The following is a 25,695-nucleotide window of genomic DNA, read 5'->3' on the forward strand; positions in this document are numbered from 1 at the left end:
TACCTGGGAAATTATGGATGTAGTGCTTGCAAGGGTTAGGAGGGGTGGGGGCGGAAGGACTTTATTAGTATTGAACATAGTTAGATAGAATTTAAATTAAAATATTAATTATACTGCATATTAATGTTTATGAAACTGATTATTGGTTAGTCTAAAAGCCGTATAAATATATTTAGATTATAAAAGCATCTTGAGGAAGTGAATTGATTAATGGAAAAATTCTTTACTGTTGAAGAAAGAGAAAAATTATATAATGAGATATGGGAAGAACCAGTATCAATTGTTTCAAAGAGATATAGTATATCAGATACAACCCTAAGAAAGAGATGTAATAAATTGAACATCCCACTACCACCACGGGGTTATTGGGAAAAAGTTAAGGCTGGACAAGAAATCAAGAAACCTGAATTACCTAAAGTATTTGGAAAGTATTTAAGAACTGTTCGTAAAAGTATAATTAATTATAAGTATAATGCTAATGAATTGACTGATGAAAAATTACATATGTTAGCGGATGGAGAATTAAGCCTCCTTACTGATGAAACTAAAATGGTTATAAATAAGAAATGTGCTAAGGTAGTAGTTAAAGGTCAATTGAGAAGTCCACATCAACTAATATTAAATCATCAGCAAGAGATGTTGTTGAGAAAGCAGAAGGAAAAGGAATTAAAAGAAAGAAGTCTTCTTTTTAATAGATACTCAAGTAGTGAAGTAGTATATAAAAACTTTAAATCAGCCCTGCCAATCCATGTATCTGATGATAAGAAAAAAAGGATATATCGTATATTAGATGCATTCTTTAAGAAAGTAGAAGAATTGGATGGGAATATTTTAGTAGAACCTTATGTGGGTAAAGATGTCGCAACTGTTATAATAGGGAGACATCATTATGATTTTGAAGTAAAAGAAGATTATATAAAAAATAATAGAAAGAAAAGAAATGGCAGAGATGCTACTGAAGGGATAGGATCTATTATGCTTACATTTACAGTTAGTAGTTCCTATGGAAGTGAATTGACTAAATGTTTAGAGTATAGAGATTCAGAAAAGGAACCACTAGAGAAACTATTAAATAAAATAATATATGATTTATTTGTTACATCTAATAGGTTAGATATATTAGAAGAAATATCACGCAGAGAAATTGAAAGAAGATGGGAAGAGGAAAAAAGGCAGTGGCAGATTGAAGAGTTGAGAAAGAAGGAATTAGAAAGGATATCTAAATTAGAAAGTGAGGTTTCTGATTGGGATAAGGCACAAAAAATGCGTGGGTTTGCAGATAGTTTAAATAAGAAAATAGATGAAATTAATGATGAAGTAAAAAGAGAAAAAATAGTAGCATATATAAAATGGATAAGAGATAAAGCAGATTGGGTTGACCCTTTAGTATCAAAGGAAGATGAACTTTTGGACAGAATGCATAATGGGGTATTTTCGATAATGGAGGAATGAGTCAGATAATCGTGTGGATTATAGAAACGTTTATAGAATCAAGACAGGAAAAAATAGAGAATATAAGAACTCTCTAAATTGCTTGAGACAACAGGTGGACTTACAATAGAAGCAGATAGAATTTAAGAGGTTTTTATATAAATAATAAGCAAGAAACTGTGGTTTATGGTGCTGTTAATGACGAGTTAAATGTTAAATCCTCGATTAGTAAAACTAGAACTTATTCTGTTAGGCTAAGTGAAGTTACCTGGAATATTAATATAGTAACAAAGTTATCTATATGTTGTTGTAGAGTATAATGTTATTCCTCAAATGCTTGTTATAACAATTATTCCCCACTATTTAGTTGAGCCAGATAATGAGAGGGGAAGTGATTTTAAAGGAGTAATTGAGATATTACTAAAAAAGGGCAAAGAATTAAATTAATAAAATTGTTGATTAAAACATTTTTACAAGAAATAAATACTTTCATTAATAAAACACTTTTATAATTAATTAAAAAGAAATCCTAATTTAATAGAATTTCTTTTTTCATTTGTATTGATTGATATTCATGATGGTACTTGCAAATTATATGGGATGAATATGGTTTTATTGTAATTTTAATGAATTATATGTTATAATTTAGGAAAATTTGTATAGGGGATGTAATTATGGAAACGCTAGAGAGACAGGAAGATTATGAGATTAGGCAAAAAATATATAAAAAAGTATCTGATATCATTAACATAAAATTAGATGAATATTTTGATAAATATAGAGATAATATAGGATTCTTGATATACTACCCTTTGGCACATATAGAAGAATGTTTTTTTGGGCCAGATATTCAAAAACATAGAGCAGCAGCCTTTGATAGAAATGCTATGGAATGGATAATAAAGAAAATGCTTGAAAGGGTGGCGGGATTAACTAAGGGCAAGTTTACATTTGATTTTGATCAATATGATATATTTAAAAATAATGTTTTCGATTTGAAAAAATTATATTTGAATTACTACCATAATGAAAATGTTAAAATGGTACGTGGGCTTAATAAGGTTCAGATTGTAGAGACCGAAGACACTAAATATAAAATTCTTGTTCCTAGGATTATGGATGCATATTCATTATCAGATATATATTTTAATGGTGAAGACAATGAGAAATTAATGGAAGAAGAGTGTATAATAAAGAGCAAAACTGATGAATATTTACTTGAAAAATATGATTATAGGGAAAATATAATTAATTTTAGTCTAAAGAAACTAAAAGAACTAGAAAATCAAATTAAATATCTTGATACAATGATTGATGATAAACTTTATGAATTATGTTTAAATAACGTAATCATTGATGTAGATAAGTTAGGAAAGAGTTTTTCAAGTAATGTATTTCCTTCTAAAAACGAACTATCAAGGATCTTCGCATTTCTTTATTACTTGAGTAAAGTTACCCAGTATAAGTGTAGTTTTTACGATGTCCAGCATAAAAAAATAGAGGACAAATATATTATCGAGTATGATTACGAATATTTAATCAAGAAAATAAGCAAGTATACAAAATTTAATTATGATACAGTAAAAAATTGTATTGATTATTTTTCTATGAAACCTAATTTGGAAAGTGGTTTCAATGAATTCCCTCTAATTCATGTAGGCAATAAAATACTTTTTATACCAAGTTCTTTTATTTTAAATGATTTACAATTCTCCATTGTAAATGGTCATTACGACAAGAAAGATGAGGGTATAAAAATAGTAGAAAGAGATAAAACTGTTTCGCAATCTGTAGTTGATAAAATAAGTAATAAGTGCAAATTGTATAGTAACATTATTTGTGTATCTAATAGAGATTATCATGAAAACAAGGTTAAATACCTTGGTAAAGATATGCAAAGTGATATAGATGTTGGATTATATGATACATTAAGCAATACAATATTAATTATTGAATGTAAATGGAAGGAGAATGTTTATTTAAAGTATGATAATTATGTTAATATAGAAGGTGCAGTAAATGGTATATTTAGAAAGCAACTAGGAAAACATGAAGCATTTATAAAACTTAGTGATAAAAATATTGATTTTATATTTGAAGATAATAAAGAAGTAATAAATCGAAAAGGAGAACCTGATATTTATTATATATTTGTTGATAAGAGAATACAGTATCATTATGATGGAAAACATGCTTTATCTGAATTTATGTTTTTAAAATTACTTGATATATATAAAAAAGATGATACTTTAGAGTTGGATAAGTTGGTTGATGAAATAAATAATTTAAAAACAGAAATTCAATATATTGAACCTCCCCAACTAAGTATCCTGAGGTTAGACGATGGCAAAGAAATAATAAATAGTATATTTATTTAATAAGTTTATAATTATAGAATAAACAAGGTTTTTGAAAATTATTATATAGTAATATAGTAACTAATAAAAATATTTCAAATCTAATTGTGATTAAGTAAAATTATCTCAATCAAAATCAATAAAGCCTTTCAACGAGCCATACACTTAATGCATGTCACTATCTTCATTAAGTGCATGGCTTGTTTATTTTAATTGAATTATCACTAGCAAAATGACAATAGATCAATCAGCCATCCAACATCTAAGGGCCTCTCGCTGGTTGCTGCTCAACCCCCTTAAATTTCTGGCCAGACCTTAGGAAATAATAGACTTTCACATGGATTTTTAAATATAATTATAAATAGAAATATTTCTGACAAACCCAATAAGTTCAAGGATTGCAATAGAACGAGAAAACAAAGAAAAAGAATTGAAGAGAAAATAGACCAAAGATTAGTATGCTGATACATAGTTAGAAACTACCAACATACGGCTTAAAAAGAGGAGGTAATTTCCGATGAATTTTAAATCCTTTAAGCCCCCGCAAAAGGCTACTATAAGTCTTATTGGTCGAAAGTTGGGCATAAAAAGTCTGTTTTCTAATATGAATAGGCTGCCTAGAACGAAGGAATATGTTTATTGTATAGCCGAAAGTAGCAAAGCAAATAACTAAAAGAAGGGAAATGGGCCAAAAACTGGGAATAAGAGGAGAATGAACTAAGTTTTGGAGGATATATCTAAAGGCTTCGCTGCATGAAGAATTTCTACATGAGAATAAAGAAGAAATATAAGAGTTAATAAAACGCAATTTATAAAAGGTACTTAGTAAAAATAAGTACCTTTTTACAATTTAAGGTGTAAAGCACCCTTGACATAAAATACCAAATAGGTTAATATTGGTGTAAAGGAACCTTTACAATCATGAGATAAATGGAGGATACAATGAAAAATAGGATAAAAGAACTGCGTGAACAATTAGATCTAACACAAATTGATTTAGGAAAAGCATTGGAAGTTTCTAGACAAACGGTTATTTCATTAGAAAATGGAAGATATAATCCCTCACTTCCGTTAGCACATAAAATTGCAAAGGTTTTTAGTAGAACGATAGAAGAAGTTTTTATTTTCGAGGAGGAAGAATAAATGAAGTTTAGGAAAATGAGTAACTCTAAAAAAATATTGATTTTATCAGTTATAGTATTAGGTATTGGTGCATTATCTTATGCTTTATTTTCACTACTAGGAGCAAATGAAAAATCTAAATTTTATCTTGTTATAGGGTTATGCATAGCATTTGTTTTTTATATTGGTAGTAGCATTATTAAATTAAAACGAGATGGAGTTCTATATGATGAAAGAGAAGGTCACATAGAAAAAGAATCTAATGCAATTGCTTTTAATGTTTTTCAAGGAATTTTAATTGTTCTTGGTCTATTAACATATAAGACGGGTGAAATTAAAATTAACATAAGTGGACTGATATTCTTACTATTTTTCATTATGTGGCTAGTTAATTGTATAGTTCAACTTTTTGTAAAAAGAAGAAGTTAAGTTGATTTAGAAGAATGTTGAGGAATATTAAAGGAAAAGTTTTATAATTTTATTTGATAAACTCAAAAGAGTAATTTTATGATGAAAGTAATCAATATGTAAGGAAGTATTAAATTAAGTAGGTTTAATGAAGATGATGAAGTTATTAATCTCTATCATACAATTTATATAAACAATTGTTAAATCTGTTATGGTATGTTAAACCAACAAATAAATTCTTTATCACAAAACTAGATTTTTCAGTAACAGGAGGCAAGGTATGATTAATGAAAAATTAGGGCATGGGTTTATAAGTGGAATAAATAACTTAACTATAACTAAAATTTTAAAGTGGCAGAATAGAATTGATATTAATTGGAATGCTTTTATTTGGTATATTTCAGATTATGCTACAATAGTTGGTTTTGGTGAGAATTGGTTTAAAGTTAATATTGTTTCTGATAAACAACTAAGTTTTTTCTATAATAAGGTTGTCGAATATCAGCCAGATATATGTGAACATAATTACAATGTTGATACTCAGAATGAACTTTGGAAAGATCATAAAAGAGGTGTAGAAAGAAATTTCAAGATTCTACTCAAACTTATAGAACAACAGAATTCTTAAACATCGCCTAAATTAGTTTTACAGGGGAGCGGAGTTAAAATGGAAACTTGTTTATATAATGGAAAACAAATATGTGCCTATGATGTTACTAATGTAAATTATGCATTGAATTATGATCTTAAAAAGGAATGGAAAATAGCGGGTAAAGTTGGAAGGCTAATTTGCGAAGAATGCGGAAAAGAAGTTCAATTAAGAGTTAATGATCCGAGAAAAAAAGTACCTCACTTTTCACACAAGTCTACAGATGATAGATGTCCTTTTAGCAGTGATGCTTTAAAAGAGTCAGAAGAGCATAAGAGGGGGAAGATGCTTTTATATAATTATTTTAAAGAGAGGTACCCAATTACAAGCCCTATAATAAATTTTAGATTTCAAAATAAGAGAAGAGCAGATCTATATATAGAATTTAATAATGGAGATAAATTAGTAGTAGAGTATCAACGAACAGAATTGGATATATTGGAGTGGCAAGAAAGACACGCAGAATATGAAAAGTTAAATATTAATGTTCTTTGGCTACTTAGTGGTAATGAAGAAAAAATACGATTAAAAGAGAAGCAAATTGAAGTAACTTTTTTTCAGCAGATAATGCTCAACGAATTGGATAAAATTGCAGTTTACTTAGATGTAAATCGTGCTGAACTAATATTTTCAAAAAATATGAGATATTCAGATCCTTATGTGATTGGAAATGACTTTGAAGAATTATATACAAAAACATATAAACTAAGTGATGTAATAATACATACTAATGGAAAGATAGAATGTAATTTTATTGATGAATATAAAAATGCAAATGAAGAATTTACAAGTCACTATGCTAAAAAGTGCTTAGATGAAGAAGATTTAAGAAACTGGGAAAAGGAAGAAGAGAAAAGACTTAAAGAGGAATCTTTTAAAAGGAAATTAGAAGAATCAAGAAAGAGCAATTCTATAAGAGAAATACAATTTGATAAAAGTCCTGTAGAAAATAAGATCAGATATTGCGATGGAGATATGCCTTATAAAAATAAAATAAAGTATGCAGCCAATGGAGATGAAAATTCAATAGAGTTTGTTGCAAAACATCTTAGAGAATGGGGGATTTCTGACGATCTCAAAGTAATATCCTTAATTAGCAAGTATCATTACTTGAAAGTAAATATCAAAATTAAAGATGTATATGCAAAAATTATGGAACGTTCAGGATTTGGCTATTCTAATTTAGAAGTTCCAGAGAAGAATGTAAGTGAGTTAGTGTGTCCTTTTTGCAAAGGAAAATTAATCCAGAAATATGGAAAGTTTGGCCCATTTGTTTATTGTAGTAATTATCCGCAGTGCAAATTTTCGTTTAACATTTAGAATATTTAATGAGTTTTCTATGGTTAGTTGTAAATATATACAACTAACTTTTTTATTTAAGTTCATTTTTTAGGGCTATAGTAAAATAAAAATAATCTTGGCTATTTAATACGAGCAAAAGATTAAAAGGCTAGATAGATAAAAAAATAGGATAGGCTAAAAAAGTGGCAATAAAGAAGGATGCATATTATGGAAGAAACAGAGTATTTTAGCAATTGTTTTAATATGAACTAATCCTAATAAAGTGAATAAAATTTATAATTGAATTTTATGATAATGGAAAATTTATGATATAATAAATGTAGAAGTATGATGAAATAAATGTTTTTTATGTAAATATTTTAAAAATAGAGGGGAATAGGATTATGGCGTTATTTTCAAAGAGGGCTGTACTAGATAGAGCAGATATTGAGATTAGAAACTTATATTATAGTAAAACACCATCAAGCATATTAAATGAAAGTAGCAATACATTTAATAAGTACAAGACTTATGATATATTTCTGTCTCATAGTTATCAAGATGCAAAGATTGTTTTAGGTGTAAAGAAGATATTAGAGGATATGAGATATTCGGTATATGTTGATTGGATAGAGGACAAGCAATTAGATCGAAGCAAGGTTAATAAAGAAACAGCAAGAATATTAAAAGAAAGAATGAAATCTTCAAATTGTTTATTTTACTTAACTACTGAGAATGCTACAAATTCTAAGTGGATGCCTTGGGAACTGGGGTATTTTGACGGTGTAAAGAACAAAGTTGCTGTTCTTCCTGTAGAGGATATTACAACGCAGAGTGATATTTATATTGGACAAGAATACTTAGGTATATATAGTTACATAACTCAGTCATACGGGCAATTATTTGTAAACACTTCACACACAACAAGACAAAGATTGAATGAGTGGTTGGAGGAATAAATATGGGATTTAGCAGGGAAATAGAAAATTTTATAAGTGATTTTAGTCAGTATCTGAGATATGAAAGTATAGCAATTTTTGCAGGAGCAGGATTATCAAGTGGATCAGGTTATGTTGATTGGAAAGGCCTTTTAAGAAATCCTGCCAAGAGAATAGGTTTAGATGTTGAACGAGAAACAGATATGGTCACATTAGCACAATATATCTATAATGATAGCAATACTAAGCAGCCTTTAGCGGAATTGATAAAAAATAGTTTTAATAATAATGGTAATCTAAATGAAAACCATAGAATATTATCAAGGCTACCAATAAAAACATTTTGGACTACTAATTATGATAGTTTAATTGAAAATTCATTAAAGGAATCTGGAAAAAATCCAGATGTAAAAAGGAAAACCTCTGATTTAACAACCATAATTAGAAAAAGAGATGCAATAGTCTACAAGATGCATGGTGACGTAGATAATGCAGAAGAGGCAGTATTAATTAAAGATGATTATGAACTATATGAAGTTAAAAATCAATTGTTTACTATTAATTTAAAAAGTGATTTAGTATCTAAAACATTTTTATTTATAGGATTTGGTTTCGAGGATCCAAATTTAGAGTATATTTTGAGTAAGGTAAGAATTCTTACCAATGGATACTCAAGAAAGCATTATTGCTTCTTTAGAAAAGTTAATAGAAAATCCTATGAGGATAGCGAATGTGGAGATAGAGATTTTCAATATGATTGTATCAAGCAAGATTTTAAGTGTGCAGATTTAAAAAGGTATAATATTACTCCATTACTAGTAGATGAATATGAGGATATAACTGAAATACTTAAAGCAATAGAAGAGAGATATAAAATGAGTCATGTTTTCATTTCTGGTAGTGCTGATGTTTATGATGATTTTAAATTAAGTAATATTAATGGAGTAGATTTTCCGTATGAGTTAAGCAAAGCATTAAATAAATGTGAATACAAAATAGTGACTGGTTTTGGTAAGGGTGTTGGTAGTGCAGTTATTAATGGAGTTATTGATAGTATAAATGAAACCTATACTAGGAATCTAGACGACCATCTTGTGCTTAGGCCGTTTCCGCAGTATGCAAGTATAGGCCAGGACTATGAAGAGATTAAAAAAAAATACAGAGAAAACTTGGTTAATGAATGCGGTATTGCTATTTTTATTCTAGGAAACAAGATTGATAAAGGGATAGTTATACCAGCAGATGGTGTAGTAAAAGAGTTTGATAGAGCAGTTGATGCTGGTGTGAAAGTTATACCAATAGGGGCTACTGGATATGTAAGTAAGGAGTTGTGGGATAAAGTAGTAAACAATTTTGATGATTACTACCCACACCATAATCATTTAAAGAGCAAATTTGAATTAATAGGGCAGGAAGGTATTGATTATAAAGAGATTATTCAGGCTGTAATTAATATTGTAAAAGAGTTAAATAAGGAGGCTTAGTCATGAGAAAAACTTTTTTTAGTTTTCATTTTGGAAGAGATGCTTGGAGAGCAGGGCAGATTAGAAATAGCGGAATGCTTATCGGGGAGAAATCAGGTTTTCTAGATAAAGCGGAATGGGAAAAAGTTAAACTTAAGGGAGAAACAGCAATTACTAGATGGATAGATGAACAACTTTCGGGAACAAGCGTAACAGTAATCCTTATAGGAAAAGAAACTTCACAGAGGAAATATGTGGACTATGAGATAAAGAAGAGTTATGAGAAAGGAAATGGGATGTTTGGGATATATATTAATAATGTTAAGGATCAATTTGGATATACGGATTTAAAAGGTAAAAGTCCTTTTGAAAATTATTTTATTGAACAAAATGGTAGAAAGATAAATTTATCAGAAATATATCCTACATATGACTGGGTCTATGATTCTGGCAGAGAAAATTTAGGAAGTTGGATTGAAAAAGCAGCACAGAAAGCAGGAAGATAGTCTGTTAATGAACTAAAGGGGAGAAAATACAATGTTTTATAACTTGTTGGATTTAGAAAAGAGGGCGAAAAGTAAAAGTTTAACTGAATCAGCCTCTATATATAAGTTTGCGTCTATTGAAAAATCAATCAATAGCACTCAGAGTTTTGATATATTCCTGTCACATAGTTATCTAGATGCTAAATATATAGAAATCATAATGGAAGATTTGATGGATTTGGGATATTCTGTGTATGTGGACTGGGTAGTCGATAAGCAATTAAACAGAAAAGAGGTAACAAAAGAAACAGCAGAAACATTAAGACAAAGAATGAAACAGTGCAGGAGTCTTTTTTATGCAATAACTGAAAATTATTCTAATTCTAAGTGGATGCCCTGGGAGTTGGGATATTTTGATGCCCTAAAGCAGAGGGTTGCTATACTACCAGTTAAAAATGCTCCTGATACATCTGAAAAGTATAAGGGAACTGAATATTTAGGATTGTATCATTATGTTACATTAACAAGGAATAAAGATGGACAAGAAGTAGTTTGGGTTAATAAAAGCGAAGAAGTATATATATCTTTTGATCAATGGATTTCTGGTAAAGAACCTTATCTAAGAAATTAGTATTAAAAGTATCTTAAATTAAAATTTTAATAATTCTTCTAGTTTTGCAGTTTATAAAATATTCAGTTGTTTCAAAAGAGTTTTGGAGCCTAAAAACCTATATTTGTAATTATTGCTTTGCCATTTTTTAAAGATGGTGGAAGTGCAATTTATTATGGATTAGGCTAACAGGTAATTAGATGACATTGGTCAGAGGAAAATTCACAAAGAATATTAACTGGATAAAAAAAGAAAATTCTCTTTTTTAAAATTTATGAAGATGATCCTGCCGAAAATATAAAGTATGTTGATTATTATAATCACAAGTAAATATATTCTTATTTTGTTCATTATTAACGAAATATTTAAATGTAAAAACGCATGTTAATTTTCATTATCAACATGCGTATTCTATTGCAAAAATGTTTGTAAAAGTCATTGTAATTTTAGATTTTAACCTCTAAAGTAAAACCGTTAGATAAAACTTTAGTCTTTTTTTATTAAAAATAAGAGGCAATCCAGGGATTGGAAGGCTAGACCAACACTAATAACCATTAAGAACAATAATGCAAATATAACATCAAACGTTAAACTGTTTCCTCGCACACAAATTATGAATAGATCATAAATACTTATAGCAGTAAAAAACAACATACGAAAAAACCAAAAACTAATTATCTTTACCATTATATTACCTTCTTTTATAAAATTAAAATATTTACATTTGGCAGTATAGTTAATATATTTACTAGAAATCAACTATTTTTTGAAATAAGGTACTTTCATCATCTAAAAATCTTAAAAAATCATAAGAACTTATGTTGTAAATAAAAAATTCATGTTAGAAGAGTAAGGAATTTTTAATCAGAAAATGGCTAGAGGTTCCTGAATTTTGGGTGGAAATGAATAAGGGAAAGGGGATATGAGACAATTTTCATTTGACCTTTTAAGGCGATAACATACATAAATAATTATTTGGGATAAGAAGGGAAATAAAGAAAATTAGAGAATTAATAATTAATTGAGGATATTGAAAGAGGTTACTGTCAAAGAGTGCAAGCAAGGAAAGAATATTCAATTGGAATTTTAGAGATTGAGGAAGGAATGTAACTTACATGATAAAAAGATGTATTATGATATTTCCACACTTTAAGAATATGCAACTGATAGATGATATAAGAAGTAAATATGATCCACTTGCTAAGCATGTAAGACCCCACATCACGTTGTTCTTCCCTTTTGAAAGCAATTTAAATACTGGTAAGATAAAAGAACATATATCAAATGTAATTTCGGGTATAATGCCTTTTGATATTAAACTTAATGGAATTACCCCTTCAACATCACTCGGAAATTATTTATTCTTGAATATTATTGAAGGCCATAATCAAATAGTTGAATTGCATAAAAGATTATATAGTGGTATTTTAGAATAATTTTATCCTGAATGGTTAAATTGAAGAGAATTTCTACCACATATGACTGTTGGAAATATTAATGATTCAGAAGTCTTTAATAAAGCAATAGAGAATACTAAGAAAATTGACGATATATTTGAAACAACTGTTGATATGATAAGCGTTGAAATAATAGATGAAAATGAAGATTCAATTATTGAAATGGATATTAACTTGGAATAACAATAGAATTTTTATAGGAGAAAGAAATGGATAATTACTTAGGTAAAAAAGTTAATGTAATAATTGATAGAACTTTAGGTTCAAATCATCCTGAGCATGGATTTATATACCCAATTAATTATGGCTATATACCCAATACGGTTTCAGGAGATGGAGAAGAAGTAGATGCATATGTCATAGGTGAATTCGAGCCATTAGTGACGTTTGAGGGTTATGTTATTGCTATTATTCATAGATTTAATGACAATGAAGATAAGTTAGTAGTTTGTAAAGAGAAAAATAATTATACTGTAGAGCAAATTAAGTCATTAACAGAATTTCAAGAGAGATTTTTTAAATCTGAAATTATTACTTTAGATAACAATGTAAGTAGATATGATGCTTGTATAGAACTGGATTTCACTCAAGAAAAGGATGAAGTCCTTCATATGCTAAGGAATAAGAAAACCATGTGCCTTGCCACAAGTGCTTATAATAGAGTTACTGCAAGAAGTATGAGTTGTATAGTTATAAATGAAAAGATATATTTTCAAACCGATAAAACATTTCTAAAATATAATCAAATTATGAATAATCCTTATGTGGCTTTATGTGTTGACAATATTCAAATTGAAGGATTAGCAAATATCAAAGGACATCCTTATAGTGACAGAAATAAATATTTTATAGAAAAGTTTAAAAGAGAGCATAATGGCTCATTTCTCAATTATTCACATATGGAAAATGAAATAGTAGTTGAGGTTAAACCATCTTTGATTACTTTGTGGAAATATAAAGATGGTAAGCCATTCAGAGATTTTTTAGATTTTATAAATGGAAAGGCATCAAGAGAATATTACAACAATAGCAAATAAATCTAGCAGGTTTAATTTGAGTATTATATGAATATGTCTACATGAAGGCAATTTAATCGTTAGTTTTAAGGGGGAATTATTTTGATAAATAAGTCTGTTATAAAAGTAAAATCATCCTGGGGTCATGAAATAGAAAACCTCTATTTAACCAACTCACCTAAATCAGATTCTTTAGTAGTTCTTTTTCCAGGTTCAGGTTATATTTGTGACAAGCCACTACTTTATTATGCAAGAAAAGCAACGCTTTTATATGGATGTGATGTTTTAAGTCTGGAATATGGATATTTTAGAAGTAATGAAGAACCTAGTCTTGATTTTAAAGATAGAATTGTAAAGGAATCGTATGAAGCAGTCGAGTTATGCCTTTCTAAGTCCTATGAAAATATATATTTTATTAGTAAAAGTTTAGGAACTGTAGTTGCTGGTGAGGTTAGTGAATTAATTGGTTATGAAAAGGTAAAAAACCTATTCTTAACTCCCACAAAGGATACAGTAAAACATATTTTGAAATCAAGATGCAGCATTGTAGTAGGAACGAAGGATAAGTTTTTTACTAAAGGCGATATAGAAACAGTAACAAATTCGTCAGTAAGTGTCCACATCATCGAGAACGCTGTTCACTCACTTGAAGTAGATGATGATTATACGAAAAGTATACATATACTAAGTGAGGTTACAAATATCTGTGCTGACTTTGTTAGAAGTAACCATAAAGAAAGGGGATAGGGACTTTGTTTGAATTTCTGGATTTTGATTATTTATCTGACGGAGAAATTGACTTAGTTATTGAAGAAAAGGCTGAGACGGATGAGCCAAAAGGATATTTACCTGCGTATAAATACGAAATCAGACTACATAACGGTAAAGATAGAATTGGTAGAATAGATATTAGAATTGGACATAACAGGAATACTTATTATGGTGGGAATATTGGATATGAAATCGAAGAAATGTATAGAGGACACCATTATGCTTCAAAATCCTGTAGGTTAGTAAAACAAGTTGCTGTAGCACACGAAATGGACAAGGTAATTATAACTAATAACCCCAATAACATTCAATCAAGAAAGACTTGTGAAAATATAGGTGCAAATCTTTTAGAGATAGTTGATTTACCTGAAGATAATGAGATGTATCAACTAGGAGATAGACAAAAGTGTAGATATGAGTGGATATTGTAAGTTGAAAGGGTTATAGGGTGATGGAAGATGATTATAAGGGAAGCCACTATAAATGATGTTGATGGTATCGCTAAGGTGCATATTGATACATGGAATACAACTTATTGTAATTTTATTTCGGAAGAATATCTAAAAAGTCGTACATATGAAGAACAAGCGAGGAAATGGAATAATAGAGTATTCAATAATACTGATACCAAGGAATTTATATATGTTGTTGAAAATGATGATGGAGAAATTGTAGGCTTTGCATCAGGCTCTATAAATACTTTTGAAGAAGAATATGACAGCACATTGTATACAATTTATATTTTAAAGGATCATCAAAGACAAGGAATAGGACATAGATTATTTAAGGCAGTATCAGAAAGGCTAAAAAGACAAGGAGCAAAATATATGGTAGTCTGGGCTTTTAGTGAAAACAAATCAAGTAAGTTTTATGAGGATTTAGGTGGAAAATTAATAGATAAAAAGATAGTTGTTAAGGGTAATAATGTATTAGAAGAAGTTTCATATCTCTTTGAATTATAATAATGAGATTAGAAAAAGGTGAAAACATGAGTTTTAAATTAGGAATGCCCACACTTATTGAATTTAAAAGCATAGAAGAGGATATAGACTTATGCAGCAGTCTAGGTTTAGATTTTATAGAACTTAACATGAATCTTCCTTATTGTATGGCTGAAAATAATAATATAAGCAGGTTAAAGAAAACTATTGAGGCTAATAATCTAGAGTTTACAATGCATTTTCCTGAAGAAATAGATTTTGCAGTATTTTATCCTTCTATAAGAACTGCGAATATTGAATTGTTTAAAGAGTTATCTAACTATGGAGCAGAACTAGGAATTAAAAAGATAAATATTCATATTAACTCTGGAGTATATTTTTCCTTGCCAAATCATAAGGCCTGGATATATGAAATTAACAAGGATAAATTTATAGATAATTTAATGGGTTCTGTTGATAAAATTATAAATATATCAAAGCAAAACGATATAATGTTATGTGTAGAAAATACTGCTTTTCCTGATTTTATTAAAGATGCATTTAACATGCTGAGCAAATTGGAGAATATATATTTTACTTGGGATGTTGGACATGATGCAAAAGACAATTACAGGGCTAGTAATTTCTATTTAAATAATGAAAATAAAATAGTACATATGCACTTGCATGATTGTGATGCTGCTAAAGATCATATAAGTCTTTATGATGGGATTATAGATATAAGTTCAAAAGTAGAATTTGCTAGGTTCCATAATTTAAGTACAGTTGTAGAAGTAAAGACAAGTGATTCATTGAGAAAATCTATTTATGCATTAAGAACAAAAGGATATTAGGAGATATAACTTCGTTTATTTATAAGGAGATGAAATTATTATGATAGAACAAAAAAGAGCGGCTATATTAATTTATCCAGAGTTTAGTAATTATGAAATAAGTATAGTATCGGCAGTTTTTAAGGCTTTTGAAAAAGAAATTATTGTTTTTTCTGCTGAAAGAAACCCTGTTAATAGCGAAGAAGGATTTCATTTTGTTCCAGATAAAACGTTAGACGAATTTAGTATAGATGATTATGATTGCTTAGTTTTACCTGGTATGTGGTGCTTCCCAGATGTTCTAAATGATGAAAGATATATAGATTTTTTAAGACAGTTTAAAAATAACAAAGATATTATTATTGCAAGTATTTCAAGTTCTCCAATATTATTAGCAAAGGCTGGGGTTCTTGAAGGTAAAAAGTATTGTGCTGGTTTATTTGAAGAAGATATTGATAAATATGAGTTTATTAGCAGGGATAATATAGTAAGGACACCGCTTGTTACAGATGAAAATATTATTACTGCAATAGGATTGGCCTATAGAGAATTTGCTATAGAGATAGGGTATAAATTAAATTTTGATTGTGATGAAACATGGTTTAGTGGCATAAGGAAGCCAATTATACCAGAGAATTATATATTTTATAGAAATGATAAATAATTTAATGAATAAAAGATTACTAGGAGAATTCAAGATGTTAAACAAGAGTAACATTATAGATATACTTAAGGAACTTAATTTACCTACGAAAGAGTATTGGACAACTTCTGGTGCAGCATTAGTGCTTCATGGAGTAAAAGAAACCACAAAAGATATTGATTTAGGATGTACTACTGATTTGGTAGAGTGCTTTATAAAAAAGGGATGTAAATATAGAGTTGTAGAAGATAACACAAGAATTGTGGAAGTAAATAGAGAAATTGAATTACTCGAAAATTGGTTTGTTGATAAAGTATAATTTATTGATGGTCTGCCTGTGGCCAGTTTATTAAGTATAAGAAAACAAAAGGCAGAATTGAGAAGAGAAAAAGATCTTATAGATATAAAAATAATAGATGAATTTATTAAAAATATAAAGCAATGAGAAACAATATTTTTTTGAAGCCATCAAATTAGGGGGAAATATGTTTAATATCATTACAGATAGATTGGAAATAATACCTTTAAGTAAAGAAATGTTAGAGAAATCTAGCAATGACTTCAACTTTGTGGAAGAAAGATTTGGGTTAAAGAAGTCATGTATAGACTTTAGTGAGAGGTTTAAGAAGATTTTGCTGTTAAGATTTAATGAAATGAAAGATACTGAGTATGTTTATACATGGAGTACCTTCTGGGTTATTGCTTTACTAGAAGAGAATAGAATTATAGGTAATATAATGATAAAAGGATATCCTAATAAAGATGGTGAGGTTATAGTTGGATATTCCCTAGAAGCAAATTACAGAGGTTTAGGGTATATGCCTGAGGCATTAGAAGGATTAATTAAGTGGATATTTGCTAACCAGGATGTTAAGTATATAGTTGCAGGTACTCTAAAAGACAATATACCTTCACAGCGAGTTCTTAAAAAATTGAGGATGAAAGTCTATAGGGAAGATGATGAATGCTTCTGGTGGAGACTTGAGAAAGGAGATTATTAAAATTATGAAGGTAAATACATATGATATTTATAATATTGAAGATAGTAAACTAAAGTTTGCAGTAATAGCAGCAAGGCATAAGGATAAGTGGATATTTGTTAGGCATAAAGAGCGGACAACCTGGGAGATTCCAGGAGGTCATAGAGAAGAAGGCGAAGATATTAAAGATACAGCAGCAAGAGAATTATTTGAAGAGACTGGAACAAAAGACTTTAGGTTATCGCCAATATGTATTTATTCGGTAGATAGAGAGGGAGTAGAAAGTTTTGGACAACTTTTCTATGCTGAGGTAGTGGCATTAGAAGATTTACCTGACTTAGAAATAGGTGAAGTGCAGTTATTTGATGATATGCCAGATAATCTAACCTATCCTTTAATTCAGCCATTTTTATTCCAAAGAACTATTGAATTTCTAAAGACTATCGATCAATTCACTGAACCAAATAAAAACGTTGATTTAAGTATTTCTGAAATGTTGGACATGTCTTATAAGTTATGGCAAAAACATAAAGATACATGGCCTCCAATGCAGCCTGAGTACGGTAAAAATTTTATACTCTATATGATAGAAGAAATAGGAGAAGCCATTGCTATAATAAAGAAAAAAGGTGAAGAGCAGATAATGAATACTCCTGAAGTTAGAGAAAGGTTTGTTGAGGAATTAGGGGATGTGCTTATGTATTATATGGATGTACTAAATAGATTTAATTTATCTGCTGAAGAGTTCTCTAGTATTTATTTAAAGAAATTTGAAAGTAATATGAATAGGGATTATAAAAAGCAATATGAAACAATGAAATAGGTATTTAATATTGAGTAGTGGATGAAGGGTGTATGGGGATTTTTGTAGTAATTATATTTATTGTATTAGCGGTTGTAATATCTTTATTAAAAGGGCAAAGCCATGAACGTAAGAAAACAGAGCGGATTGAGTCTATGGGAGGTACTGTTATTAATATCGAGAAAAAACTTTTCTCAACAAGGATTTTCATGATGATTGATAAGGGCTGAACTATTCAAAGTGTCATCATTTTGTCGCTATAAAAGTATCCATAAGGCTTAAATATCAATGTTTAGGGCAATTTCACTAAATACATATATATTATAGAATAGGCAAAAGGATAAATGATATGGTGTAAGGAAGAAAAGCAAATATATAGAATTATAAGGGACTATTATCTTTAATCAGGTAATGGTCCTTATTTATCCATTAAATGTTTACAAATTGTTTACATTCCTCAATTAATTGAAAAAGTCATTTTATGTTATGTTACAACAAATCAACAAAAAACAAATTAAATAAAAAAGGGAGTGTATTACAATGATTAAATTTGAATCAATTAATTCAAGAGAAATGATAGTAAAAGAAGCAATGAGTTTAGGTGATTTCGTAGATATGTATAAGAATGGTAAGTTAGTAGAGATACTTGACATGAAGTATGGTATTGGATTAAACAATCTACTATCTATACAGGAAGATAGTATCTTATTTGCCTCAAAAAGTGGTGATACAATTAGCATTTTATTCGATAATGGAAATATTATTGAGTTTATAAAATCTAATAAAAGGTATATGGCAAAAGATGATATATTGGCAATGTTACGAAATCAATACAATAGAAAATATGTTAGATGCATACAAAGTTATATAAAAGGATCAACAAATCACGGTAATAAGTTTTTTGGAGACTTATCAGTAGGTATTGATTTTGTGATTGATAACATTAATAATATATATGATCTTTTCCCTGCTTTTGAGTTACCCTATACAGTTGAAAAAGAAAGAATATATTTTGAGGGAGAGTTATATGACGGCCCTTCCTACTATACTGACGAAAATGGTAACGAAAGTTATATTGGTGATCAATTATTATGTAGCCTGGAACTCATATTTGGAGATACAGTTTACATTAGGGATACTGTTAAAGACGCAGTAAAAGAAAATAAAATTATTTCTTGTAATAAATTTAAGCAGCATATGTCGGTTCACCAAAATGATTTCAGGGTACAATATGATAATTTGACTAAGTACATGCAAAGCAAAGGCTACTTTAATAATTTAAAAGATGGATTTGTAGAAATGGTTATAGAACTACCTTTTAATATAGGATATAAAAGTATTGTAGAAACTAATGACACACATGAGATTGTGTATGCTAAGAGAAATGGTAGGGATATCTTTAGTAGGATTACACTAAGTGGAGAAAAGATGCTTACAAATAAATGTGTTGTTATTCTGAATCAGAGTTATACTAATCCAAATGAATATTACTTGGTTAGCATGTTTCCTGGGGAGCATTTAATAAGAGAAGTTCAGGATAAGAATATTAAAAGTAAAGAAGAAAGAAAAAGAGTATTGGAATTTTGGAAAGGACATGCATTGATTGTAAATCCCACTGAAATAGATTGTAGCACAATAACGAAGGAATGCCCGTATACAGAAGCGGTATAAGGAAGATAGAGACTGGGTTCAAAAGATATATAATCTTGAGACTTAGTCCCTCATTTTTTTATAATGGTATAGATAATATTGTAGGTATTGATAATTACAAGTAGGTATTTATAATTTGAAGCATAACGTTTTATGTCGTTGATATTTTTTAAATTATTGTAGGTGAAGCATATGAGTAATGAGGAAGGAAATGAAAAAATTGATAGAAGATTGGTTATTAAGTTTACCACTCTAAATGAGGAGCAAGAGAATTCGTTGGTAATTGAACTTATAAGTTTTATTTATTATTATTATCTCAAAACGGGTATTTCTAAAGATCCAAGCGGTGTTGAGGTACTTGAATACTATAATAGAAATATAAAAAAGCCTTGCAGCATAGAGAAAATATTAGATAACTTTCAGGTGCAGGTTGATGCTATCACCTATATAGAAGAAGTATATAGTATGGTTGTTTTAATCATGTCTGGTATTGATGATATTAGACAGAAGGTAATTATCGACAAAACTAAAGATTATGACAGGGAACACCATCTACAGGTTATGGCATACTTGTTAAATACAAATAAGGATAATAAAGATGTAATGGTTATACAGAAGTATTTAAATAGGCACAATATAACAGACAGAAATATAAGCAATGACTATATTAAGAGGATAATAAATAAAATTTACTTGTTAGTTTAGATAAACTCTACCCATATCTAAACTTGAAACTTAATTTATAGAATTACTAAAATACCTTTAAATAATTGGAGTTAGTTACAAGGAGGGTATTTTAGTGGGTAAGCAGGTTAGAGAGTTACCAACAAGTTTAGGAGATTATATTAAATCTATTAGGCAAATAAAAGGATTAAGGCTTACAGAGGTATCTGAAAAAAGTGGTATTTCAACATCATATCTCTCAAGGTTGGAAAACAGCAAACGGGTATCACCATCTCAGGAAATTTTGCAGAAGTTATCGGCAACTTTAGAAGTATCTTTCATGTCTCTATTAGAGATCTCTTTATATGCAACTAATAAAGATATTAAGAGCCTAAAAGATATAATACTAGAAGAGCAATATACAATAAAAGGTATTGAGATCTCTCAAGAAGCGAGGATATTATTATGGGATGTTGTTCAATATATTCTCGATAATAACCATAGGAGTGGGGAAATATCAGGAATTTACATTGATGGACTTATAAGAAGGATAAATTTACTAAATATATTACTTTAAAATATAGGCCTAGATGAATATAAGACATCTAGGCATTCTTTATTACTTCTAATAGCATAAGAAAAACTTAATCTAAGTAGCGATTATTATATTTAGTCTCTTTATACAGCCGTATAGCATTTTGACAATCTCTATAAGTTTAGAGTCAAAATAATTGTAGTCCTCGTCAGAAATATATTTTCGCTGTAAGGCAATATGTATCCAACAACGGGCCTCAGAACAACTTTCTAACGCATTATTATAGAATTTAACTTCTTTTTTAGCATACAACTGGCCGTTCCCTTCTGCGATGTTTGCTGCCACACTACTTGAACATCTCAATAATTGCGATGTCAGTTCAAAACGCTCCTCTTTTGGGAAATTCTTTGATTTAAGATATATTTCATAGTTTACCTGAGAGGCTTTTTGCCACACTAGGAGATCTTTAAAGTCCTTAATATTAAAGGTTTGAGAATATTGTTGCATAAATATCATCCTTTCATGTTTAGATTTATAAGTAGTATACAAACATATTTTTTGAAATCAAGAAATAAGATAATTTTGTAATACATTGCATGTCTGAATTTGTCGAACGATTGATTCAAGTAAAATCTAATTTTACTAAAATATCTGTTATGTTACAGATGTAATGGAAAAGGTAAAATAAAAATTAAAACTAATGATTGAGGAGTGATCATTATGAACAATTTAACTTATAGGGAAATAAAAGAGTGGGTTAAAAGAAATTCTGAAGAAGGTTTATTTTTTGATATCGAGCATGATGAACAATATTTTTATTTAATGGGGCAAGTTGTTGTTTTTATTATTAGAAATGCTGACAATGAACTAATGGCAAACGAAATGCAAAGAAATGTGTTTCTTAACTGTGGGAATGAAAAGTATTTAAAAAGTTTTATTATGAGGTACTTAACTGTTACTTGCTCCCATGTAAGTGCAAGACACGAACTGGCTTTTAATAGGGCATTAGGGGCAGTATTGGGTTGGTATCAGGATAATAAAAAAGGAAGTTATAATAATTATTTTATTGTTGGGTATACTGCTGGGAATCTCTTAGATAAATACGCAAAGGTTTATGAAATAGAGCAATAATTTTAATATTTTTATATAAACATGTTTTACTTTGAATATTGGTTAATGGTGAACTTGTTTATATATAATAGTTTTAAAAAAACTTGACTTCGATCTTTAAGATTTATTAAATTGCTAGAGTACAAAAAGGAACTTGATTATATTTTAAGATAAGATTGGAGGAATGTCTTATGATCAAACAACTGATTTTAGGTTTAGATAATGGAAACAAAAATACCAAAAGTAGCGAAGGATTTATTGGTGATAGTGGTTATGTAAAGTCTGATGTAATGCCAGTATCAAAGCACAACTTATTAGAATATGGCGGTAATTATTATAATGTTGGTAGTAATAGATTTAGTGTCCAACTTGATAAAACAGTAAACGATGATGCATTTATAATTTCTTTAGCAGCAATTGGGGATGCATTAGAGAAGGCAGGAATTAATGATGAAAAAGTTGATGTACTATTAGGTACAGGGCTTCCCATTGTACACTATGGGAAACTTAAAGGTAAATTTAGAGATTATTTTAATCGAAAGGATATTAGATTTACCTATAACTCTAGAGAGTATGAGATAGATATAGATAGTAAAGTGTACCCACAAGGGTTTGCGGCCTTTACTTTTCTGTATACGGCATATAAGAATGTTGTATGTAATTTAGTAGATATTGGTGGATACACAGTAGACCTTATGAGAATAGAAAATGGAATAATAAACCCAGCCACATGTTTCTCTCTACCATATGGAGTTATAACACTACTTACAAGCATACAACAAGAGTTGTTAAAAATAAATGTAACTCTTACAGAATCCCAAATATCAGATATTATTATGGGAGTGCAACCAGTCATCTTTGATATTGAGGTAAAAGAACTTATTCAGGCAAAAACAGGAGAATATGTTGATAATTTGTTAAGTAAAATTCTTGAACTTGGATTTGAACTTAGAAATGCGAATATTTTTGCAGGTGGCGGTAGTATGCTTGTAAAAGGTTATATTGATAGTTCTAACAAAGTTAAGTTCGCTGAATATCTTGATTTGTTCTCAAATGCCAAAGGCTATAAGTTGTTATTGCAGCAAGAATTAAGAAGGTGATCTTATGGATACAAAGAGAATAAATCTTTCTTTCTCTTTAGATAGAGAGGATGCTGCAAAGGTATATGATATTATCTCAAGTCAGAACTTTAAAACTGATTTTGTTATCAGAGCAGTGATTTATTATATAGAAAAAGGTACTAGCCAAGTTATAGATAAAGAAATTATAAAAGATGCTGTAAGGGAAGTTTTAGAATCTTATGGTCCAGTTAATATTGGGCAGGATACTAAAAAAGAAGTGAACTCTGAAATAATAGAACTACCCATGGAAGTCTTTGATATGTTTAATAGTTTATAAAGGAAGAAGGCAGAGATTATACTAAATATAGTCTTTGCCTTTAAATTTTAAGAACTATTGAATTCTTTGAAATATCCTTTACCAATATAAAAAGCCCATGTAAAGGGCTTTCTACATTTATGTGATTTAAATTAGATACATATATATAGGCCTATTTTGTTGTATATAGCAAATAACAACGCTTTAGGCAGACGTATAAGTAATCGTATGTTAGATTATTTTTAACAGAAATATCTGTCCAATTTTTACTTATGCTTAATCTAAGCAACGACTGTTGTAGAAAATATTGCATTGCTTCATTAGAATCTACACTCTCAAACTTTTTCTTCATTGATTGGATAACTTGAGGGACTATATATCCAAGTGTTGCCTCTAATTTTGGGTATGGAGTATATGATAAACATTCCTCCATAGAAATCATCTTAAACTTATCAATATTAATAATCATAAAGACCACATCCTTTCTTCAATTTCAGATATATTAAAAAATCATTCTATATAGAGTCAAGTATATTTTTATGGATTTTCAAAGTTTTTTAAAGTGTTTTATAGCCTTTTAGGGTTGTAATAGAGGTACAGTGTAAGTTCGTTTCTAAAACGACAAAGAATATAATTTTTGTAAGGTTTAATAAAGTTAAAAATCTCTAATAAGGCCCCAAAAGACTATGATGTTTGGATTTAAAAAATCAACTTCTTATATATAGAAATAGAAAAAGTGATTTCTAAAATAGAAAAGGTCGTTTTAAGAAACCATTTTACTGCTTTTAATTGTAACTTCAACGTTCTATTAGGAACTCATATCAACTTTATAGGTTCTAGAAAGTTCGTTATAAATTATTATAAAAATATTTAAAAAACCAAACTCACTTTGCTAATTTTCAACAAAAAAGTGTTATTGTGATGGATATAAAATATTTCTAATAAAGGAGAAGAATTAAAGTCAAAAGTTTTGAAGCCATTGAATGATATAAAGATGATGATACAGAAGATATTATGGAAGTAGATTATGGTAGTCTTACCCATTACAATTAAAGAAAGGTAAAAAGTCTATAGGAACGAAAAAGAACTTAAAGGATAAAAAGTGATAAAATAGAATTATGAATAGTGAAAGAAATAAAAGATGTAACTTGTGATATAATCAATAATATGGAAAACTAATGTAAATAAAGGTCGTGATTGAAATGGTAAAAGATCCAACTACATTTGTTAGTTATAGTTGGGATAGTAGGGAACACAAGAACTGGGTTTTAGCACTTGTTAGTAAATTATTTAAAAATGGCATAGAAACATCAATTGATGTATTTGAGACTCAATTGGAGACAGTGAATTTATATAATATGATGATAAAAAATATTAAAGAAAAAGATTATACAATACTTGTTTTAACTGAAAATTATGCTAGGAAAGCAGATGATTTACAGGGTGGTGTAGGATTTGAAACAAATCTTCTAATACCATCAATAATGGATAATTTAAAGAAAATTATACCTATAGTTAGAACGAAGGGGGATAAATCAAATGTTATACCTTTCTATTTGAGAGGGGTTAATTATATAGACTTTTCCGATGATAAAAAATTTGAAGAGGCCTTTGATGAATTATTGCATAAGATTTATAAGGTTGAATTGATTGAGAAGCCTAAACTTGGTACAAGACCAGATTTAAAATCTAAAAAGATAGAGAGTATTACAAGTAAGGGTTCTTTTGAAATGGAAGAGAATATACTAATTCCTAACTTTATTGGAATAACTGATAGAGATAAAAATAAGTTTATGAAAGAAAGTTATTTAGATATTATAGAGGGAATGCATATTTTTTTAGAAAAAACAAAGAAAAGCAACAGAAATTTTGACTTTGAATTAGATACTATTACATCTAAAAAAACAATTATTAAAATGTATATTGATGGAACACAGAAATATGCTGTTAAAATATGGCTTGGGAATGGATTAGGAGCAAGACAGGAAACTATTAATCTTTCTTATGGTAATTTTATCAGTGAAAGTGATAATTCAATGAATGAAATTATAACCTGCGAAGTGGAGGAGAATAAATTAGGGTTAAAAATGACTATGAGTTTATTAGGAAACAGAGAAATAATGAACTCAAAGTCTGTAACTCTTGAAGTTTGGAAGAATGTTATTAATTATATTCGTTAGAATTGGGGTGATTT

31 protein-coding genes are annotated in these 25,695 nt (G+C 28.9%); 29 read left to right on the forward strand and 2 right to left on the reverse strand.

Annotated elements, in window-relative coordinates:
* The first annotated feature begins 210 nt into the window (after positions 1-210).
* From ACJDUH_RS18510 to ACJDUH_RS18630, 25 genes are all read left to right on the forward strand, one after another.
* Positions 211-1,452, forward strand: coding sequence for a hypothetical protein (locus tag ACJDUH_RS18510; protein WP_406766709.1), 1,242 nt, complete (start codon positions 211-213; stop codon positions 1,450-1,452).
* 653 nt (positions 1,453-2,105) lie between these two features.
* Positions 2,106-3,809, forward strand: coding sequence for a hypothetical protein (locus ACJDUH_RS18515; RefSeq protein WP_406766710.1), 1,704 nt, complete (start codon positions 2,106-2,108; stop codon positions 3,807-3,809).
* 921 nt (positions 3,810-4,730) lie between these two features.
* Complete coding sequence (locus ACJDUH_RS18520; protein ID WP_406766711.1) at positions 4,731-4,931, forward strand: helix-turn-helix transcriptional regulator; 201 nt, start codon at positions 4,731-4,733, stop codon at positions 4,929-4,931.
* The gene (locus tag ACJDUH_RS18525; RefSeq protein ID WP_406766712.1) at positions 4,932-5,339 is read left to right on the forward strand and encodes a DUF2178 domain-containing protein; all 408 of its coding nucleotides are present in this window, start codon (positions 4,932-4,934) and stop codon (positions 5,337-5,339) included. It begins immediately after the preceding gene.
* A 259-nt stretch (positions 5,340-5,598) separates the two neighbouring features.
* On the forward strand, positions 5,599-5,946 hold the full coding sequence (locus tag ACJDUH_RS18530) for a hypothetical protein (RefSeq protein ID WP_406766713.1): 348 nt from the start codon (positions 5,599-5,601) through the stop codon (positions 5,944-5,946).
* A 39-nt stretch (positions 5,947-5,985) separates the two neighbouring features.
* Positions 5,986-7,287, forward strand: coding sequence for a competence protein CoiA family protein (locus ACJDUH_RS18535; protein ID WP_406766714.1), 1,302 nt, complete (start codon positions 5,986-5,988; stop codon positions 7,285-7,287).
* Positions 7,288-7,652: 365 nt separating this feature from the next.
* The gene (locus tag ACJDUH_RS18540) at positions 7,653-8,207 is read left to right on the forward strand and encodes a TIR domain-containing protein (protein WP_406766715.1); all 555 of its coding nucleotides are present in this window, start codon (positions 7,653-7,655) and stop codon (positions 8,205-8,207) included.
* Between the two features lie 2 nt (positions 8,208-8,209).
* On the forward strand, positions 8,210-9,670 hold the full coding sequence (locus ACJDUH_RS18545) for an SIR2 family protein (RefSeq protein WP_406766716.1): 1,461 nt from the start codon (positions 8,210-8,212) through the stop codon (positions 9,668-9,670).
* 2 nt (positions 9,671-9,672) lie between these two features.
* On the forward strand, positions 9,673-10,155 hold the full coding sequence (locus ACJDUH_RS18550; RefSeq protein ID WP_406766717.1) for a TIR domain-containing protein: 483 nt from the start codon (positions 9,673-9,675) through the stop codon (positions 10,153-10,155).
* A gap of 31 nt (positions 10,156-10,186) precedes the next feature.
* Positions 10,187-10,765, forward strand: coding sequence for a TIR domain-containing protein (locus tag ACJDUH_RS18555; protein WP_406766718.1), 579 nt, complete (start codon positions 10,187-10,189; stop codon positions 10,763-10,765).
* Between the two features lie 1,094 nt (positions 10,766-11,859).
* Complete coding sequence (locus ACJDUH_RS18560; RefSeq protein ID WP_406766719.1) at positions 11,860-12,180, forward strand: 2'-5' RNA ligase family protein; 321 nt, start codon at positions 11,860-11,862, stop codon at positions 12,178-12,180.
* Positions 12,181-12,222: 42 nt separating this feature from the next.
* On the forward strand, positions 12,223-12,384 hold the full coding sequence (locus ACJDUH_RS18565; protein WP_406766720.1) for a hypothetical protein: 162 nt from the start codon (positions 12,223-12,225) through the stop codon (positions 12,382-12,384).
* Between the two features lie 26 nt (positions 12,385-12,410).
* Positions 12,411-13,238 carry an inorganic diphosphatase gene (locus ACJDUH_RS18570; protein WP_406766721.1) on the forward strand — a complete coding sequence of 276 codons (828 nt, stop codon included), beginning with the start codon at positions 12,411-12,413 and terminating at the stop codon, positions 13,236-13,238.
* A gap of 81 nt (positions 13,239-13,319) precedes the next feature.
* Positions 13,320-13,964, forward strand: a complete 645-nt coding sequence (locus ACJDUH_RS18575) for an alpha/beta hydrolase (RefSeq protein ID WP_406766722.1) — start codon at positions 13,320-13,322, stop codon at positions 13,962-13,964.
* A gap of 5 nt (positions 13,965-13,969) precedes the next feature.
* Positions 13,970-14,419 carry a GNAT family N-acetyltransferase gene (locus ACJDUH_RS18580; RefSeq protein WP_406766723.1) on the forward strand — a complete coding sequence of 150 codons (450 nt, stop codon included), beginning with the start codon at positions 13,970-13,972 and terminating at the stop codon, positions 14,417-14,419.
* 27 nt (positions 14,420-14,446) lie between these two features.
* Positions 14,447-14,950, forward strand: coding sequence for a GNAT family N-acetyltransferase (locus ACJDUH_RS18585; protein WP_406766724.1), 504 nt, complete (start codon positions 14,447-14,449; stop codon positions 14,948-14,950).
* A 2-nt stretch (positions 14,951-14,952) separates the two neighbouring features.
* Positions 14,953-15,762 carry a sugar phosphate isomerase/epimerase family protein gene (locus ACJDUH_RS18590; protein ID WP_406766725.1) on the forward strand — a complete coding sequence of 270 codons (810 nt, stop codon included), beginning with the start codon at positions 14,953-14,955 and terminating at the stop codon, positions 15,760-15,762.
* 40 nt (positions 15,763-15,802) lie between these two features.
* Entirely contained in the window at positions 15,803-16,405 is a 603-nt protein-coding gene (locus tag ACJDUH_RS18595) for a DJ-1/PfpI family protein (RefSeq protein WP_406766726.1), read from the forward strand.
* A gap of 34 nt (positions 16,406-16,439) precedes the next feature.
* A complete protein-coding gene (locus ACJDUH_RS18600; protein ID WP_406766727.1) occupies positions 16,440-16,703 on the forward strand; it encodes a hypothetical protein in 264 nt (87 codons plus the stop codon).
* Between the two features lie 166 nt (positions 16,704-16,869).
* The gene (locus ACJDUH_RS18605) at positions 16,870-17,385 is read left to right on the forward strand and encodes a GNAT family N-acetyltransferase (protein ID WP_406766728.1); all 516 of its coding nucleotides are present in this window, start codon (positions 16,870-16,872) and stop codon (positions 17,383-17,385) included.
* A 4-nt stretch (positions 17,386-17,389) separates the two neighbouring features.
* Positions 17,390-18,187 carry an NUDIX domain-containing protein gene (locus ACJDUH_RS18610; RefSeq protein WP_406766729.1) on the forward strand — a complete coding sequence of 266 codons (798 nt, stop codon included), beginning with the start codon at positions 17,390-17,392 and terminating at the stop codon, positions 18,185-18,187.
* 32 nt (positions 18,188-18,219) lie between these two features.
* A complete protein-coding gene (locus ACJDUH_RS18615) occupies positions 18,220-18,396 on the forward strand; it encodes a hypothetical protein (RefSeq protein ID WP_406766730.1) in 177 nt (58 codons plus the stop codon).
* A 310-nt stretch (positions 18,397-18,706) separates the two neighbouring features.
* Complete coding sequence (locus ACJDUH_RS18620) at positions 18,707-19,837, forward strand: hypothetical protein (RefSeq protein ID WP_406766731.1); 1,131 nt, start codon at positions 18,707-18,709, stop codon at positions 19,835-19,837.
* Between the two features lie 171 nt (positions 19,838-20,008).
* Entirely contained in the window at positions 20,009-20,521 is a 513-nt protein-coding gene (locus ACJDUH_RS18625; RefSeq protein ID WP_406766732.1) for a hypothetical protein, read from the forward strand.
* 94 nt (positions 20,522-20,615) lie between these two features.
* The gene (locus ACJDUH_RS18630) at positions 20,616-21,056 is read left to right on the forward strand and encodes a helix-turn-helix domain-containing protein (protein WP_406766733.1); all 441 of its coding nucleotides are present in this window, start codon (positions 20,616-20,618) and stop codon (positions 21,054-21,056) included.
* Between the two features lie 72 nt (positions 21,057-21,128).
* Here the strand turns inward: ACJDUH_RS18630 and ACJDUH_RS18635 are convergent, their stop codons facing one another.
* The gene (locus tag ACJDUH_RS18635; RefSeq protein ID WP_406766734.1) at positions 21,129-21,530 is read right to left on the reverse strand and encodes a four helix bundle protein; all 402 of its coding nucleotides are present in this window, start codon (positions 21,528-21,530) and stop codon (positions 21,129-21,131) included.
* A 204-nt stretch (positions 21,531-21,734) separates the two neighbouring features.
* Between ACJDUH_RS18635 and ACJDUH_RS18640 the strand changes: the two genes are divergently transcribed.
* The 3 genes from ACJDUH_RS18640 to ACJDUH_RS18650 all read left to right on the forward strand — a co-directional run bounded on the left by ACJDUH_RS18640 (position 21,735) and on the right by ACJDUH_RS18650 (position 23,522).
* Positions 21,735-22,145: a hypothetical protein gene (locus ACJDUH_RS18640; protein ID WP_406766735.1), complete on the forward strand. Its 411-nt coding sequence runs from the start codon at positions 21,735-21,737 to the stop codon at positions 22,143-22,145.
* A gap of 170 nt (positions 22,146-22,315) precedes the next feature.
* Positions 22,316-23,224 (forward strand): ParM/StbA family protein, encoded by a 909-nt coding sequence (locus ACJDUH_RS18645; RefSeq protein ID WP_406766736.1) that lies wholly within the window; start codon positions 22,316-22,318, stop codon positions 23,222-23,224.
* Positions 23,225-23,228: 4 nt separating this feature from the next.
* Positions 23,229-23,522, forward strand: a complete 294-nt coding sequence (locus ACJDUH_RS18650; protein ID WP_406766737.1) for a hypothetical protein — start codon at positions 23,229-23,231, stop codon at positions 23,520-23,522.
* A 151-nt stretch (positions 23,523-23,673) separates the two neighbouring features.
* On the opposite strand, the gene ACJDUH_RS18655 is transcribed toward ACJDUH_RS18650, so the two are convergent.
* Positions 23,674-23,943, reverse strand: a complete 270-nt coding sequence (locus ACJDUH_RS18655) for a hypothetical protein (protein WP_406766738.1) — start codon at positions 23,941-23,943, stop codon at positions 23,674-23,676.
* Between the two features lie 760 nt (positions 23,944-24,703).
* Here ACJDUH_RS18655 and ACJDUH_RS18660 point away from each other — a divergent pair.
* Entirely contained in the window at positions 24,704-25,681 is a 978-nt protein-coding gene (locus tag ACJDUH_RS18660; RefSeq protein WP_406766739.1) for a toll/interleukin-1 receptor domain-containing protein, read from the forward strand.
* The last annotated feature ends 14 nt before the right edge of the window (positions 25,682-25,695 follow it).

Origin of the sequence: Candidatus Clostridium radicumherbarum (assembly GCF_045310525.1) — a bacterium.
Taxonomy (GTDB): domain Bacteria; phylum Bacillota; class Clostridia; order Clostridiales; family Clostridiaceae; genus Clostridium_AT; species Clostridium_AT radicumherbarum.